Raw genomic sequence first — 15470 nt, forward strand, 5'->3', positions numbered from 1 at the left:
AAGCTAGGGGCATGACAACGGGGGAAAGGCACAACCATGGGTCGAGTCGTAGCGGCAGCGGTCTACAGCGCCGGTAGAAAAGTCACCAACATCAGCCTCGACGAGGGCGCCGAGTGGGCCAGCAAACCGGGGCACTTCGTGTGGATCGGGCTGGAAGAGCCCTCCGCGCAGGAACTGGCCAATCTGCAGCGCCAGTTCAACCTGCATGAACTGGCAATCGAGGATGCGCTGGAAAAGCACAGCCGGCCGAAGCTTGAAACCTTCGGCGATGCCTTGTTCATCGTGACCTATTCGCCGGTACGCCAGGACGGCAGGCTGGAGTTCATCGAAACGCATATCTTTGCCGGCAACGGCTACATCATCACCTGCCGCAACGGCCACTCCAAATCCTATGCCCTGGTACGCCAGCGCTGCGAGGCCCGGCCGCTGCTGCTCGAGCACGGCGAAGACTTCGTGCTGTATGCACTGCTCGACTTCGTCACTGAAAACTACCAGCCGGTGAGCGAGGCGATTCACAGCGAGATCGAAGAGCTGGAAAACAACGTACTCAGCAGTTCGCTGCAGGAAGACGATATCCGCCGCCTGCACGGCCTGCGTCGCGACATCCTGCGCCTGCGCCGCTATGTGGCACCGATGGTCGAGATCAGCGAAGAGCTGCAGCGCCTGGCCTTCCCCTTCATCGACAAGAACATGCGCCCGTATTTTCGCGACGTGCAGATCCACGTGACGCGGCAGATGGAAGACCTGTCGAGCATCCGCGACATCGCCAGCCAGACCATCGAGATCGGCATGCTGCTGGAGTCGTCACGCCAGAGCATCACCCAGCGCAAGTTCGCCGCCTGGGCGGCGATCCTGGCCTTCCCCACCGCCGTGGCGGGTATCTACGGGATGAACTTTCAGAACATGCCGGAGCTGAGCTGGCACTACGGCTACTTCACCGTGCTGGGGGTCATCGCCCTGGGCTGCACGGCACTGTTCGCCAGCTTCAAGCGCTCCGGCTGGCTGTAGGCCTCAGGCCGCGCTGCCCTGTGGCTTGTGCGCGACAAAGCGCATCATCCACTCGGCCACCGTGGTGCCCTGGTGCTGCTGGTCGAGGCTGGCCACGCCCTTGCTGTAGACCTCCGGGCCCAGGTGCTGCTGGCGCAGCTCGAGCAAGGCACGGGAATAGTCGTGGATGAACTCGGGGTGGCCCTGGAAGCACAGCACCTGGTCGCCAATGTGATAGGCGGCATAGGGGCAGAAGTCGCTGGAGGCGATCACCGTGGCGTTTTCGGGCAACTGGGTAACCTGGTCCTGGTGGCTGATCAGCAGGGTCAGTTCCTCCACCTGCGGGCTCATCCACGGCGCCTTGGCCGCCATCACGTAGCGGTGGGTTCCCACCCCCCAGCCCTGGTGCGCGCGCTCGCTGCGCCCGCCCAGCAACAGGGCCAGCAACTGGTGGCCGAAGCATACGCCCAGCAGCTTGTCGCCGCGCTTGTAGCGGTCCAGCAGAAAGGTCTTGAGCCTGGCGATCCACGGGTCGTCGCCAAACGAGTCGGCCTTGCTGCCGGTCACCAGGTAGGCGTCGAACACCTCGTCGTCGTCGGGGTATTCACCGTTCATCACGTTGTACACGCGAAATTCGGCGGCAATCGGCTGATGGGTGAACAGGTGCTCGAACATCCGTCCGTAGCCCTGATACTGATCGACCAGCTCGGGTCGCAGGACATCGGTTTCCAGGATGCAGATGCGTAACGACATAGATTTAGTCCCGAACGACATGAGGCACAAAGTGTCGCTAGAGCCTGCCGCGAATGGCGCTCGGAGGCAAGTGTTCACTCGGACGAACGGTCACACTGTGCAGGCCATGCCCCGGAGCGCACGCACGTGTCTAGCTGAAGGGATGGTCGCCGGATGGCCCTTGGCCTCATAGCCGTAGTGCCTTAGAACCCACCATTTAATACGAAAGCGTTCTAAAACACGGGTGACGTTGACCCTAAGGTTAGTTGTATATCGAAGCAAAGCAGGTCCGATGCGGGGGCAACGCGGACATTTCGACAGCGCTCGCGGGTTATCACGGACCCTGGCCAAGGACGCCACACGGCATTCAGGAATAACAACAAAAAGGCAGACCGCCATGTTCAAGCACTCCAAAGTACGTCAAGCCGGCCTCATCCTCTTCGCCACGACGCTGCTGCTGATCGTGCCCAACCTCACACGACTGTTCGGCTGAAGCCCACCCGTTCTGTAACCAGGCATCATCGCAACGCTGGTGTATCCTGCCGGCCTGAATGGTTGGAGAGCACCCGATGCGTCATTGCCTTGCCCTGATCCTGCTGTTGAGCCTGCCCCTGCACGCCGCACAGCTGACCCTGAACCTGGGCGGCGCCGAGCGCCAGTGGAGCACCGCTCAACTGCTGGCTCACCCGCAGGCGCGGGATATCCGCATCGACGGTGACGTTTCCTACAAGAAGACCATGCACTACCGCGCCGTGCCCATGGTGGCGCTGCTGGAGGGCGTAGCCCCCGGCGATCATCTGCAGGCCGTGGCGCTGGATGGCTTTGCCGCCGAACTGCCCGCTGCCCCGTTGCTCGGCAACGGCCCGGCACGCGCCTGGCTGGCCATAGAGGACCCCGCCCACCCATGGCCAGCCCTGAGCAAGGGCAAAGGCAGCGCCGGGCCCTTCTACCTGGTGTGGACCCAACCGCAGGCAGGCCGGATCAGCCCCGAACAATGGCCTTTCCAGCTTGCCACCATGCGCCGCCTGGCCCCTGTGGCATCGCGCTTCCCGGCACTGCTGCCAGACCCGCAACTGCGTGAGAACGACCCGGTCAACCTGGGCTTTGCCGTGTTTCAGAAAAACTGCCTGGCCTGCCACCGACTCAACGGTGCCGGCGATGCGCAGTTCGGGCCCGACCTGAACATGCCCTTCAACCCCACCGAGTACTTCCAGCCGGCGTTCTTGCGCCGATACATCCGCAACCCGCAAAGCCTGCGCCAGTGGCCACAGGCGCGCATGCCCGGCTTTGCCGAAACGGTGATCAGCGACGCAGAACTGGACCAGTTGCTGGGGTATCTGGCGCACATGGCCAGCCGCAAGCGGTCCGGGGTGGAAGTACCCTGAAAATGGATGGGGGCGGCATGGCCGCCCCGCGGATACACAGGCTCAGGCCAGCAGTCGCTCCTGCTTGACGCCCCAGCCCTGTATCTGGCCGCCCAAAGGGGAAACTGCCAGCTCGAAGTCATGCTCGAACTCGCCGATGCCGCCATAGGTGGCGAACATCAGTTTGCTCAACTCCAGCTGCCACCCCTCGTCGCTTTCGCGTACCTGGGTGTTGATCGATTCACCACGAAACTTGCCTGCGGCCCTGCGCGCCCGCTCCTCGTCCGGGAACACCGCATAGAACTCGATGGGATGGATCTGGGCAAAATCGAAACCGCCTTCTTTCATGCGGCGTAGAACCGTGCTGCTGATGTCCTCATACGGGCTGCTCATGAATCGTCCTCCTCGTCGCGATGGATAGACTTTCAGTGCATTACGCACTGACCCACCCTGCCAAACGTGGGTGGGCAACTCGAGCGGATGTAGCGGATGCAGCGATGGTTTAAGGGAAAAGGGCCGGCTGGGTAAATAACCCGTGACCCTGGCTGCAGACTAGCGCCAATCATAAGGGTATGCCAGTAGCGCGAGCGCTCAGGGCTGTTCTTTGATTTCCTTGATCTCCACGCCGCTGTCCTGCTTCAGCCATTCGGCAGTGGGCATCGACACGCGGCCCTCGAAATCATTGAGGTCCGCCTTGTCCACGACAGGATAGAGGTGGGCGCGAATCACCCGAGCCGCCTCTTCGATACTGGGCTGCTGCTCGGCGTCAAACGACAGCGAGGTCCTTTCGCCTTTCTGGTCAACAAAGGTAATTACCCACGCTTTCATTGGATTCTCCTCAGTAACGCGACTCAGGGTGAATCAGCCTTACCTTCCGTTGACCCCGCGCCTGGGCGGTTGTTCAGTCGGCCTGCGGCGCAAAACGATGGCCGCCCGGCAGCGCCCGGATGCTTTTCAGGGTCTGCAGCATATCGACGCGGGTGCGCTCGAACGCAAGCTGCGGCTGGGAATGATCATCGAGCACTGTCAGCCCCACGCCAGGCTGGTATCCAGTGGGCGGAGCGTCGCCGTCGAGCGTGAACGTTTCGTAATCCACCGGCTTGTGGTACGCATCATAGGCCTTGTAGCGCGCACCGCGAAGGTTGCCGTCGAGGGCGCCGACAAGCACGCGCAGCGGGCCGAAGATGTCGGTCTGGACGAGCGTCGGAAACCGCCTGGAAATCACCTGCTCCAACAGCTTCGGCATGAAATCGGCGTCTTTCCTGATCTCGCGCCCCATGCTCAGGCGGTGCAGCAGGTTCGGGTTGCCCACGGGGTTGAAGCCCAGCGTTATCGAATGATGCGGGGCGCCATCGTCGGCAATGAACCCGAACGGCAGGCAAAAGCCGCGCTGCTGCGGGATTTCGTATTGCTCGCGGGTTCGAAAGGCCGCCAGCAAGGCACGTGCCCTGGGCTCGACACGTTCCAGTGAGACCGGTACGCCGGCAGCGTCCGACCCTGCATGAAATACAAAGCGATAGATGCGCTGGTTACGCCAGAGATGGGCCGTCATCTCACCCGGCACCCAGTCGGCGAACGTATCTGCAATCCCCAGGTCCAGAAAGCGCTCTTGCTCGAACAATGCGTCGGTCGGCCACTTGGCCTGTTCCTCGAGATAAGCTGCGCGTTCAGCCTCCAGTTTGACGGTGGGGCGCCCCGTGGCCGAGAACTCGCGGATCATGTCGTTGAGTACGAACAACTCGGTGCTCACCCAGTTGATTCGCGTAATGGTGTCGTCCAGGGCGCGATGCTGTTCAAGCAACGCGGAATAGTCTTCGTCGTCAGCCTTTTTTGCATCGATCTGGGCTTGCAGCGCGTCGATCTGCGCACGTACCACGCGTGTTTGCGCCGAACCGCGATTAGGCCCGTGGATAAGCTGCAGGCGATCGAAGACATTGCGATCCGTCACGGGGCTGACTTCGATCTTCACCAGGTAGGTCTGCTCGGGTGTCACGCCCTCGCCATACATGATCTGCTGGCCACCCGGGGCGATGGTTGGGCGCACGGGGTCGAAGTCCGGCTTTTGCCAGTAGCCCCCGGCAAGGTGCCAGGCAATCTCCTTGGGCACATCGAACTGCACCCGCCCCATGCACTCGGTACGCCAACCCGGCGGCGTCTGGTAATCCGGCTCACCCAGCGCCGACAGGGGCGCTGCCAGCAACGCCAGCCACATCCAGCTCATGTGTAACGACTTCATGTACGTTTCCTTTTCTGTGCCACTTGCGGTGCGTTCGGCAGGGCCTGCACCTGCCCCAGTATCTCGACGGCTTCTGTCTCCAACAGCTTCAGGCTCAGGCCGTCGCGGCTGTGCAACTGGTCCACTTGCAGGATCATCGAAGGAACGGGCGTGGCGCCCAGGTGCGCTGCGCGCAGCTGGAATGTTTCGCGGCGATCCGTTTCGTGTTCGAGGTACCACTTGGTCAGCGTGGTGGTTTGCAGGATGGTCATCTGCCCCAGCCGGAACTGGCGTTCCGGCAGTTGCTCAAGTACGGGGAAATCAGCGCGATCGAGCGACAGGTCGGCGGCCCGCCGGGCCTCGAACTGCTCGCGCAGCGACTGGCTGGCCACCTGAAGGTCGTAGCGGACCGCCTCCTGGTGCCGCCCGAACCACGCGGCGCGCACCACATAGGGGGCTGTGCCGTCATCGGCCAGAAAGCCGAACGGCAGGCATATACCCGGTTGCCGAGGCACTTCGAAGGCGGCGCGGGGACGCAAGGCGGCGAGCACACGGCGCACATGCGGGTCCAGCCGCTGCAGCACCTGCTCGTTGCTCACTCCACGTTCGATGTAACCGAAGTTGAGCTTGTAGACGCGCGACTGGCGCCACAGCACCACGGTCAACCCATGCTCGTTGTACACCGCATAGCCATCCTCCAGGGCAAAGTCCGGCAGGACTTGCCACTTGAAGCGATCGGAGACGGGGTACCCCGCGTCTTCACGGTTGAGCCGCTCAAGCCGCGCCTGCAGCGTGTCCACTGGCCAGCCCTTGCCCGCGAAGTCGGCGATCATCGCCTCGAGCGACGCCCGCTCACCGGGGATCTTGTCGATGCGCTCGAAGGTGCGCGCTAGTGCCTTGTACCGTTCGTTCAAGGCGTAGTACTCGCTCGGCTTCTGGGCCTTTAGGTACGGGGTCATCAGGTTCCCGATGCGTGTCTGCTCGGCCATGATGTACTCGCCCTGCGCATTGGCCCGGCTCAGGACCAGACGATCCTTGAGGCGGTCGTACAGCTCACGGGTAGTGAGCGGGCTCACATCGATGGTGACCAGGTGCGATTCCCCGGAGAACACCGGCGCGCCATAGTCGGCCTGCCACGTATCGCCACCAGGCATGAAGCGGGCGAACGGCTCGCCCAGGCGAAGACCGCTCATTTGCCACTCCAGGCTGGCCGGTACCACAATGCGCGAGCGCCCTACACATTCCTGAGCCATCTGGGGCGCAGGCGATACGGCATCAGCCACCGCCTGGATCGAATGGCACAGGCAAACCAGCAACACGAACACACGCACGCAAACATCCTTTTTGCGGGACCGCTGTCGGCCCCTCTTGCTGAGGCGCGTGATTTGAGCACCCACAGCCCGAAAAGCCAAGACCCCGGCAAGCCGGGGTCCTGGTCAGTGCAACAGCCCGTGCGTCATTGCGGCGTGCTGTGAGTCACGCCGGCAGTGTTGTCCAGCAGGCTCTTGGTCGCGGTCTGGATGTAGGACTCCAGCTTGCGGCTCAATTGTGCCTGGTCCGGGCTTTCGATCACCTCGGCCTTGAAGTTGGCCCCAAGCTGGTAACGGTACATGCGCGGCGACATGTCCTTGGACTGGATCAGAATGCGATCGCCCTGCACCAGGCCGACGATCTGCTCACTGCCCGATGGCTTGATCATGCCGATGCCTTCATCACCGGCCGGCAGGTTGAGCAGGTCACGCCCCCAGCACTGATGACGGGTTTCGCCCCCCAGTCGGCCCATGATGGTCGGCACGATGTCGACCTGGGTGCCCACGGTGTGGCTGACCGCACCGAACTTTTCCTGGATGCCCGGCGCAATCAGCAGCAGCGGCACGTTGAAGCGGCCCAGGTCCAGTTCGGTGACCTGCTGGGCATTGCCGAAGCCGTGGTCGCCGACGATCACGAACAGGGTTTCCTTGAAGTACGGCTCCTTGCGCGCCTTCTCGAAGAACTGGCCCAGCGCCCAGTCCGAGTAGCGCATGGCGGTCAGGTGCTCGTTCAGGCGGCCCTGGTCGGTCACCGGCTGCACCGGCAGGTCCTTGGGCAACGCATACGGAGTGTGGTTGGACAGGGTCTGCAGCAGGGCATAGAACGGCTTCTTGCCATAGTTGTGCGCAAGCTCCTGTGCGCCGCGGTCGAACATGTCCTGGTCGGACACCCCCCACGTCGGGTCGGAGAACACCGGGTTGACGAAGTCATTGCGGCCGATGAAGGTGGTCATGCCCTGGTTGCCGAAGAACCCGGACTGGTTGTCCCAGGCGAAGTCGCCGTTGTAGACGTACACGTCGTCATAGTCGCGGGCGCTGAGCAGCGCCGGCAGGCCGGACAGCTTGTGGCCGCCTTCCGGCGTCTGCATCAGGTATTCGAAGCCTGGCAGGTTCGGGAAGCAGGCCATGGTGGCGAACATGCCCTGGTGGGTATGGGTGCCGTTGGAGAAGAAACGGTCGAACAGCAGACCTTCCTTGGCCAGCTTGTCGAAGTACGGGGTGATGTTGGTGGTACTGCCCAGCGCGCCCACCGAGTGGCCGGCGAAGCTCTCCATCAGGATTACCACGACGTTCTTGATCGGCAGGCTGTTGGCCGCAGGCGGGGTGAAGTCACGGCGGATCGCCGCACTGTCGGCATCCACCAGCTGGTCGTGCTCGGTCAGGATCATGTCGCGCACGGTCTGCTGGGCCTGGCTCTGGTCGAGGGTAGCCTTCCAGATGTTGCCGCGGTCTTCGCCAAAACGGCTGTGGGCGGCGTCGATCAGGGTCAGGGTGCCGTTAAGGCCCAACTGGTTGACGAAATTGGAGTCGGTAGTGAACGCGTCACCCCAACGCATCGGCGGGCCCTGGCGCAAGGTGCCACGGGCGGCGATCACGGCCACCAGCAGGATCACCACGAATACCGCGCCACGCAGGTACCAGGGCGCCACGCTGCGCAGGCCGGCGACGTTGCTGGAGTACTCGCCGCGCGGGCGGGTAAGACGGTCGATGCCCTTGAACAGCAGGCTCAGCACCCAGGTGCCAAAGGCCCAGGCCAGCAGGTAGCGCACCACCGGAAAACCGTACCAGAGCATGCTCAGAACGGTCTTGGGGTCTTCCTTCACATACTGGAACACCAGGCCGTTGAGGCGCTGGTGAAACTCGCGGTAGAAGTCCATCTCCATCAGGCCGAGGAACATCACCACGCTGGAAGCCAGGGTCAGCCATACGCGAAACAGGCCACGGGCGGCCATGGCGCGAGCGCTGAGGATCGCCAGCAGCAGCGGAATGCTCAGGTACACCACCACGCGCAGGTCGAAGCGCAGGCCGTTGAAAAAGCCTTCAGCGACGGTCGAGAGCGGGGTGTCACCGATCATGTCGCTGTTGTAGAGCAGCAGCGCCAGGCGCACGAGGCTCAGCATCAGCATGATCACCAGGCCGCACAGCAAGGTATAGGCGAGGTGTGATTTGAGCGTTGGTTGCAGCAACGGGCGCGAAGCGGCTCGCTGATGACTCAAGGCATCCGTGTTAGCCATGGACAGGAAGATCCCTAGGGTTCAGATTTTTATGAGGGCCGGGACATTGCGTGGCCCTTGGACGAACGGAAATTCGCGCGCGGATTGTCAGCAATCGAATGTGAAAATTATGTTGAAAACCGCGCCTCGAACAATAGCTCAGTGTTCGGGTATCGTGTGGGCCAGACATGCCCGGAGCCACTCACCATGTACTTTCGCTACCACCCCAGCCCTATCGGCCAGTTGCTGCTGGCCGGTGATGAACAAGGTCTGCACCTGCTGCACATGGACAGCGCCCACCCCTGGCAACTGGCCGAAAGCTGGCAGCCGGCGGGCGCGCAGCTGGATACGGTAGCGCGACAGCTCGATGAGTATTTCGAAGGCCGGCGCCAGCGTTTCGAGCTACCCCTGGCACCACGGGGTACCGAATTCCAACGTGCAGTGTGGTGGGCGCTGCAGCAGATTCCGTATGGCACCACCACCAGCTATGCACAACTGGCGCAGCGCGTCGGGCGGCCGAAGGCGATACGCGCGGTAGGCACGGCCAACGGCGCCAACCCGGTGGCGGTGATCGTGCCGTGCCACCGGGTGATTGGCAGCGACGGCAGCCTGACCGGGTTTTCAGGTGGCCTGGAGCGCAAGCAGCAGTTGTTGCAGCTTGAGGGCGCCTGGTTGATCTGAGCCGCCGCATCGCCGGGAGGCCCACGCCCGAGCCTGGACTGGCGCTACAGCCTAACGTTGCCCCGTGGCCCGGCAATCGCCCAGATGATAAGGCCCAGCACCGGCAGCAGCAGGATCAGCAGGATCCACAGCACCTTGGCCCCGCCACTGGCGCCGCTCTTGATCACGTTGATGATCGCCCAGATATCCAGCGCCAGAATGACCAGCCCCACCAACCCGTTGAACGTCGACCCCATGGTGATACTCCCATGATTGAACCTGCCTTCAGCGTAGCTGGCTATCGGCCCCATAGCGGCGAACCGCTCGTCGCACACGCCGCGCAGTGATTACACTCGATTGATCGACTCCGTACCACAGAGGCCTCCATGCCACCCGCCCAAAGCTCCGCCAACGCCAACCCGACCTCCCTGCGCAGCGCCTGGCTGCACCAGGTTCAGGCCACCCCATGGCTCAGTGCCGGCCTGGCCCTGAGCCTGCTCGCCGTGCTCGGCCTGCTGGTCGCCAGTGCCTGGAACGCGGTGCATGGCGACAACAAGGACAACCTGCACATGGCCCTGCTCGGCGGCCTGGCAGGGTTTGGCGCCACGGCGCTGGGCGCGGTACTGGCGGTGGTGCTGCGCGACGTCAGCGCCCGCTCGCAGGATGTGATGCTCGGCTTCGCCGCCGGCATGATGCTCGCCGCCAGTTCGTTTTCGCTGATTCTGCCGGGCCTGGAGGCTGCGCGTGAAATCACCGGCAACGGGCCTTTCGCGGCCTTGACCGTGGTGGTCGGCATGGGTCTGGGGGTGCTGCTGATGCTGGGCCTGGACCGCTTCACGCCCCATGAGCACGAAAGCACCGGCCCCTGCGGCCCACAGTCGGAACGCATCAACCGGGTGTGGCTGTTCGTGCTGGCGATCACCCTGCACAACCTGCCCGAGGGCATGGCCATCGGCGTGGGCTTTGCCAACGGCGACCTCAACGTGGGCCTGCCGCTGACCACCGCCATCGCCATCCAGGACATTCCCGAAGGCCTGGCCGTGGCACTGGCGTTGCGCGCCACCGGCCTGTCCAACCTCAAGGCTGCGCTGGTAGCGGTCGGCTCGGGGCTGATGGAGCCGATCGGGGCAGTGATCGGCCTGGGCATTTCCACCGGTTTCGCCATCGCCTACCCGGTGAGCATGGGCCTGGCGGCCGGGGCGATGATTTTCGTGGTATCCCACGAGGTGATCCCCGAAACCCACCGCAATGGCCACCAGACCTCGGCCACCCTGGGCCTGATGGGCGGCTTCGCGGTGATGATGTTCCTGGATACCGCGCTGGGCTAGACGTGTACCGCGACCCGCAGCGCCTCCAGGGCAGGCGCCGCGGCGATGCCGACCTCGGCGCACAGCTCCAGCACCCGCGGCACGTCGTTGCCGTACACCAGCACCATCTGCAATTCGTCGTCCAGCAACTGGCTGAGGTTGACCAGGGTGTAGCCGCCGTTTTCCTTATTCATGCTGCCCATCTGCACCTGGATGCGGTTGAGTGCCGTGAGCGGCTCAACCTTGACCAGTTGCTTGGGCTTGATGTTGAAGGCAACGTCCTTGCCGAACGAGTCGGTGATCTGCTGGAACAGGTCACTGTAGGTGTCGGCCTGGAACAGCACGGTATCGGGCAGGCTGCCGATCACCACCCACTCCCCCAGCGGGATCGGGAAGGTGTCGTCGTAGTTGATGTCGGGGTTGGCCGCCAGGAACGCCTGCGGGTCGGCATAGGCCTGCGCCGCTTCGTCGGCGATGCGCTCGATTTCGGCGTCCGGAAGGCAGCCGGAGCTGATTTTGCCGATGAGTTCGACCAGTTGGTTTTTCATGCGGGGGCCCTGCGAGGCGAAAAAAGTCGCCAAGGATAGCCGCAAAAGCCCCCTGGCAGTTAGCCGGCCAGCGCCTGCAACTGGGCGACGGTGTCGGGTGCGCCCATGGTTTGCGCGGCAACCAGTGCGGTGGCGCCCTGCGCGTCGCGGTGATTGGGGTTCGCGCCCTTGCCGAGCAGGTAGGTGACGATGGAGGTGCGGTTGAACATCGCGGCCAGCATCAGCGCGGTACGGCCATCGGCAGACGCTCCATCGATCAGCGCGCCCTTCTCCACCAGCAGCTCGATCATCGCCTGGTTGCCCTTGAAAGCGGCACCGGCAATCGGCAACTGGCCCTTGTCATTGGCAATCTGCGGGTCTGCGCCGTGCTCAAGCAGCACCCTTACCGCCTCAAGGTGGCCGTGGTAGCTGGCAAGCATCAGCAGCGTGTCGCCGTTACCATTGCGAAGGTTGACCGGCAGGCCTTTCTCCAGCAGACGGCCAAGCATGTCGGCGTCCCCCTTGCGCGCCCGATCGAACACTTCTTCGGCAAAGGCTGCGGCTTCATCGTCGTTCATCGGGGTGGGGGTTGGGTGGTCGGTCATCGGGAACCTCCTGGCTGCGGTAGATCCCAAGTCTTTGCCAGGGAAGGCTTTGGGTCAACCTCGCAGATCCCATGAGGACGACAGAGCGAATCTATTGGCCGCAGGGCACTGCAAAATGCACTGTGCAAATTGCACGACCATGCAGAATGCACGGCACCCATTGCGCACGACAACTTTAAGTCATTGTTTTATAAGCTTTTTTCAATCAAGGAAAACTGGCACGGTCGCTGCACCTATCACTTCATGTCTGCCACACAACAGTCAGGAGCTGATATGGACCTCATCCAGCAAAAATTCGCCTCGGTATTTTCCGCCTACGACGTCACCACCCAGGCTCGCCCTGATGGCGGTGTACTGCTGACGTTGCGCGCCGCCGACGGCAAACAGGTCAAGCGCTCGATTTCGTATGGCCAGCTGCACAGTGCCGAGCAACTGTCGTGGGCGATCAGCGCGATCCGCCGCGACCTGGCCGAGCAGGCCAGCGAGCTGCCGGTGATCTCGATGCTGCAAAGCCAACAGCGGTTCGCACTACCGACCTATCGCTGAATCGCGTAGCGGCCTTTGCTGGCAAGCCAGTGCCCACAGGATCACCTTGGTTCCTGTGAGCGCTGGCTTGCAAGCCAGTGGCCTCGGCGTGATCAATCGTCCAATCGCGCGTAGCGCTCGGCCAGCTTCTCCCCCGTGAACTGCGCCACCACCCCTTCAGGCTGATTGAACAGTCGCACCGCCACGAAGTGCGGGTTGTCCCCGCCATCGATCCATACCCGCAACCCCGCCGGCACCACGATCAGATCCCCCTTCTCGCACACCACCGCATGCACGTACTCCCCTGCCCGCACGCTGACCAGGCTGCGCCCGGCTGCGAAGAAACGCACCAGGTCATCCGAATACACATGCTCGTCCAGCAGTTCGCTCATCGGATCGCCACTGGCGCTGATCACGTCGACGGCGCGGTAACCGCCTTCGTGTTGCAGCCGGTCGATCTGCACCTGGTAGGCGGCCAGCACACCGGCCTGGCCAGTATCGGCCTGCACAGGCGACTGCGCCGTCCAGCGCTCGAACCTTATCCCCTGCTCGGCCAGTGTCGCGGCGATGTCTTCAAGGTGGGTCAGCACCTTGTTGGGAATGTCCGGGGTGGACTGGTGAAACACGCTCAGGCTGCTCATGGGGCCTTTCCTCTTTCATTCGAAACGCAATGATAACGGCTGCGACCAGCGCCGCGACGCTGGCAATACTAAAGGTGATGGTGGCGCCCAGGGCGTTCCAGCTGTAGCCCGAATACAGGGCACCCAGCGCACCGCCGGTACCCGCCAGGGCCGCATACAGCGCCTGCCCCTGGCCCTGCTGGCGAGCGCCGAAGCTGCGCTGCACGAAGGCGATGGCGGCCGCGTGAAAACTGCCGAACGTGGCGGCGTGCAGCAACTGGGCGAACAGCAGCACGCCCGGATACTCGGCAAAGGTCCCCAGCAGCCACCAGCGTAAGGCCGCCAGTAAGAGGCTCGCCAACAGCACCCGACGCAACGAGAACCGCGCCAGGATCCAGCTCATGGCCAGGAACATCAGCACCTCGGCCACCACCCCCAGCGCCCACACCATGCCGATGGTGCCGCGGGCATAGCCCAGGCGCTCCAGGTGCAGGGTGAGAAAGGTGTAATACGGGCCGTGACTCAACTGCATCAATGCCACGCACACGTAGAACGCGGCCACGCCAGGGCTGGCCAGTTGCCTGAGAAAGCCGCCACCATCGCTGCGCTCGTGCTGGCCTGGCGGCTGGGCATTGGGCACCCACAGGCTGGCCAGCACGATGCCGGCCATGATCGCCACCAGCGCCACCGGGTAGATGTCCAGGCTCAACCATTCGAACAATCGCCCCAGGGCCACCACGGTGAGGATGAAACCGATCGACCCCCACAGCCGCACCTGGCTGTAGCGCGCAGTCTGACCTTGCAGGTGGGCCAGGGTGATGACCTCGAACTGCGGCAGTACCGCATGCCAGAAGAACGCGTGCAGGGCCATTACCAGCGCCAGCCAGGCGTAGCTCTTGGCCACGAAGATCAACGAAAAGCTGGCCAGGGTGCACAAGGCCCCCAGACGCACGATCAGCAGGCGCTGGCCGCTGCGATCGCCCAACCAGCCCCACAGGTTCGGTGCCACGCAGCGCATCAGCATGGGGATGGCCACCAACTCGCCGATGCGCGCGCTGGAAAACCCCAGGTGATCGAAATACAGCGCCAGAAACGGCGCTGTCGAACCCAGCAAGGCGAAATAGAACAGGTAGAAGCTGGACAGCCGCCAGTAGGGAATCGGCGCCACGGCTCAGCGGGCCGTGGCGTCGACGTCGGGCAGGTGCACTACAGCTGGCCCAGCACCGGGGTGGCTACCCGCACATCGGCGTTCTGGCCGCGGTGGCGCAGCAGGTGATCCATCAGCACGATGGCCATCATCGCCTCGGCGATAGGGGTGGCACGGATGCCGACGCAGGGGTCGTGACGGCCCTTGGTGATGACCTCCACCGGGTTGCCATCCACATCGATGGAACGGCCCGGGGTGGTGATGCTGGAGGTTGGCTTGAGTGCCAGGTGCGCAATGATCGGCTGCCCCGAGGAGATGCCCCCCAGGATGCCGCCGGCATTGTTGCTGAGGAACCCTTCGGGGGTGAGTTCGTCACGGTGTTCGGTGCCGCGCTGGGCCACGCTGTCGAAGCCGGCACCGATCTCCACGCCCTTGACCGCGTTGATGCTCATCAGCGCATGGGCCAGCTCGGCGTCGAGGCGGTCGAAGATCGGCTCGCCCAGGCCGGGCATCACGCCTTCGGCGACCACGGTGATCTTGGCACCCACCGAGTCCTGGTCACGGCGCAGCTGGTCCATGTAGGCCTCCAGCTCCGGCACCTTGTCCGGGTCGGGGCTGAAGAAGGCGTTGTGCTCCACCGACTCCCAGGTCTTGAACGGGATTTCGATAGGGCCCAGTTGGCTCATGTAGCCGCGGATGCGGATGCCCTGGGTGGCCAGGTACTTCTTCGCGATGGCACCGGCAGCCACGCGCATCGCGGTTTCGCGGGCCGAGCTGCGGCCGCCGCCACGGTAGTCGCGCTCGCCGTACTTGTGGTGATAGGTGTAGTCGGCGTGGGCCGGGCGGAACAGGTCCTTGATCGCCGAGTAGTCCTTGGACTTCTGGTCGGTGTTGCGAATCAGCAGGCCGATGGCGCAGCCGGTGGTACGGCCCTCGAACACGCCAGAGAGAATCTCGACCTCGTCGGGCTCCTGGCGCTGAGTGGTGTGCCGGCTGGTACCGGGCTTGCGCCGGTCCAGGTCGTGCTGAAGATCGGCCAGCGAAAGCTCCAGGCCCGGAGGGCAGCCATCGACAATGGCGACCAGCGCCGGACCATGGCTTTCGCCAGCGGTGGTGACAGTGAACAGCTTGCCGTAGGTATTGCCGGACATGCAGGGCGCTCCGCGTTCAGCCTGATTTTTAACTGGATGGTAACAAGGCCAACCAGTATACGCAGGGTATACCCTTAGATCACCTCCGGGCGCGAACCTAATGCCGC

The 15470-nt window shown here is 63.5% G+C and carries 16 protein-coding genes and 1 pseudogene; 5 read left to right on the plus strand and 12 right to left on the minus strand.

Annotated features, from left to right (window positions below; genetic code table 11):
- Positions 1 to 36 precede the first annotated feature (36 nt).
- Positions 37 to 1008: a magnesium and cobalt transport protein CorA gene (locus N0B28_RS18980; RefSeq protein WP_043862723.1), complete on the plus strand. Its 972-nt coding sequence runs from the start codon at positions 37 to 39 to the stop codon at positions 1006 to 1008.
- Between the two features lie 3 nt (positions 1009 to 1011).
- Here N0B28_RS18980 and N0B28_RS18985 read toward each other — a convergent pair whose 3' ends face one another.
- Complete coding sequence (locus tag N0B28_RS18985; protein WP_043862722.1) at positions 1012 to 1740, minus strand: amidotransferase; 729 nt, start codon at positions 1738 to 1740, stop codon at positions 1012 to 1014.
- Between the two features lie 548 nt (positions 1741 to 2288).
- Between N0B28_RS18985 and N0B28_RS18990 the strand changes: the two genes are divergently transcribed.
- Positions 2289 to 3104, plus strand: a complete 816-nt coding sequence (locus N0B28_RS18990; protein WP_078479747.1) for a cytochrome c — start codon at positions 2289 to 2291, stop codon at positions 3102 to 3104.
- Between the two features lie 42 nt (positions 3105 to 3146).
- Here the strand turns inward: N0B28_RS18990 and N0B28_RS18995 are convergent, their stop codons facing one another.
- The 5 genes from N0B28_RS18995 to N0B28_RS19015 all read right to left on the minus strand — a co-directional run bounded on the left by N0B28_RS18995 (position 3147) and on the right by N0B28_RS19015 (position 8842).
- Entirely contained in the window at positions 3147 to 3476 is a 330-nt protein-coding gene (locus N0B28_RS18995) for a ribonuclease E inhibitor RraB (protein WP_043862720.1), read from the minus strand.
- A 198-nt stretch (positions 3477 to 3674) separates the two neighbouring features.
- The gene (locus N0B28_RS19000) at positions 3675 to 3911 is read right to left on the minus strand and encodes a hypothetical protein (RefSeq protein WP_043862719.1); all 237 of its coding nucleotides are present in this window, start codon (positions 3909 to 3911) and stop codon (positions 3675 to 3677) included.
- A 73-nt stretch (positions 3912 to 3984) separates the two neighbouring features.
- The gene (locus N0B28_RS19005; protein WP_157811463.1) at positions 3985 to 5319 is read right to left on the minus strand and encodes a T6SS immunity protein Tli4 family protein; all 1335 of its coding nucleotides are present in this window, start codon (positions 5317 to 5319) and stop codon (positions 3985 to 3987) included.
- Complete coding sequence (locus N0B28_RS19010) at positions 5316 to 6491, minus strand: hypothetical protein (protein ID WP_152644119.1); 1176 nt, start codon at positions 6489 to 6491, stop codon at positions 5316 to 5318. The genes N0B28_RS19005 and N0B28_RS19010 overlap by 4 nt, the downstream gene beginning before the upstream one ends.
- 263 nt (positions 6492 to 6754) lie before the next feature.
- Complete coding sequence (locus tag N0B28_RS19015; RefSeq protein WP_078479749.1) at positions 6755 to 8842, minus strand: LTA synthase family protein; 2088 nt, start codon at positions 8840 to 8842, stop codon at positions 6755 to 6757.
- Positions 8843 to 9028: 186 nt separating this feature from the next.
- Here N0B28_RS19015 and N0B28_RS19020 point away from each other — a divergent pair, with 186 nt between their 5' ends.
- Entirely contained in the window at positions 9029 to 9502 is a 474-nt protein-coding gene (locus N0B28_RS19020; RefSeq protein WP_054915836.1) for a methylated-DNA--[protein]-cysteine S-methyltransferase, read from the plus strand.
- Positions 9503 to 9546: 44 nt separating this feature from the next.
- Here N0B28_RS19020 and N0B28_RS19025 read toward each other — a convergent pair whose 3' ends face one another.
- Entirely contained in the window at positions 9547 to 9738 is a 192-nt protein-coding gene (locus tag N0B28_RS19025; protein ID WP_043862715.1) for a PLDc N-terminal domain-containing protein, read from the minus strand.
- Positions 9739 to 9867: 129 nt separating this feature from the next.
- On the opposite strand from N0B28_RS19025, the gene N0B28_RS19030 reads away from it, so the two are divergent.
- Positions 9868 to 10809 (plus strand): ZIP family metal transporter, encoded by a 942-nt coding sequence (locus N0B28_RS19030; protein WP_043862714.1) that lies wholly within the window; start codon positions 9868 to 9870, stop codon positions 10807 to 10809.
- Here N0B28_RS19030 and N0B28_RS19035 read toward each other — a convergent pair.
- Together N0B28_RS19035 and N0B28_RS19040 are read right to left on the minus strand one after the other, a co-directional pair.
- A complete protein-coding gene (locus tag N0B28_RS19035) occupies positions 10806 to 11336 on the minus strand; it encodes a hypothetical protein (RefSeq protein ID WP_100634499.1) in 531 nt (176 codons plus the stop codon). The two genes, N0B28_RS19030 and N0B28_RS19035, sit on opposite strands and share 4 nt — an antisense overlap.
- 59 nt (positions 11337 to 11395) lie before the next feature.
- Entirely contained in the window at positions 11396 to 11920 is a 525-nt protein-coding gene (locus N0B28_RS19040; RefSeq protein WP_054915837.1) for an ankyrin repeat domain-containing protein, read from the minus strand.
- Positions 11921 to 12193: 273 nt separating this feature from the next.
- Between N0B28_RS19040 and N0B28_RS19045 the strand changes: the two genes are divergently transcribed.
- On the plus strand, positions 12194 to 12466 hold the full coding sequence (locus N0B28_RS19045) for a DUF3509 domain-containing protein (RefSeq protein WP_043862711.1): 273 nt from the start codon (positions 12194 to 12196) through the stop codon (positions 12464 to 12466).
- 92 nt (positions 12467 to 12558) lie between these two features.
- Here N0B28_RS19045 and N0B28_RS19050 read toward each other — a convergent pair whose 3' ends face one another.
- The 3 genes and pseudogenes from N0B28_RS19050 to aroC all read right to left on the minus strand — a co-directional run bounded on the left by N0B28_RS19050 (position 12559) and on the right by aroC (position 15363).
- A complete protein-coding gene (locus tag N0B28_RS19050; RefSeq protein ID WP_078479751.1) occupies positions 12559 to 13086 on the minus strand; it encodes an acireductone dioxygenase in 528 nt (175 codons plus the stop codon).
- A 10-nt stretch (positions 13087 to 13096) separates the two neighbouring features.
- Positions 13097 to 14233, minus strand: a pseudogene (locus tag N0B28_RS19055) (MFS transporter); the annotation flags it as partial.
- 38 nt (positions 14234 to 14271) lie between these two features.
- Positions 14272 to 15363 carry a chorismate synthase gene (gene aroC, locus N0B28_RS19060; RefSeq protein WP_043862708.1) on the minus strand — a complete coding sequence of 364 codons (1092 nt, stop codon included), beginning with the start codon at positions 15361 to 15363 and terminating at the stop codon, positions 14272 to 14274.
- Between the last annotated feature and the right edge of the window lie 107 nt (positions 15364 to 15470).

Origin of the sequence: Pseudomonas sp. SD17-1 (assembly GCF_029201585.1) — a bacterium.
GTDB classification, from domain to species: domain Bacteria; phylum Pseudomonadota; class Gammaproteobacteria; order Pseudomonadales; family Pseudomonadaceae; genus Aquipseudomonas; species Aquipseudomonas palmensis.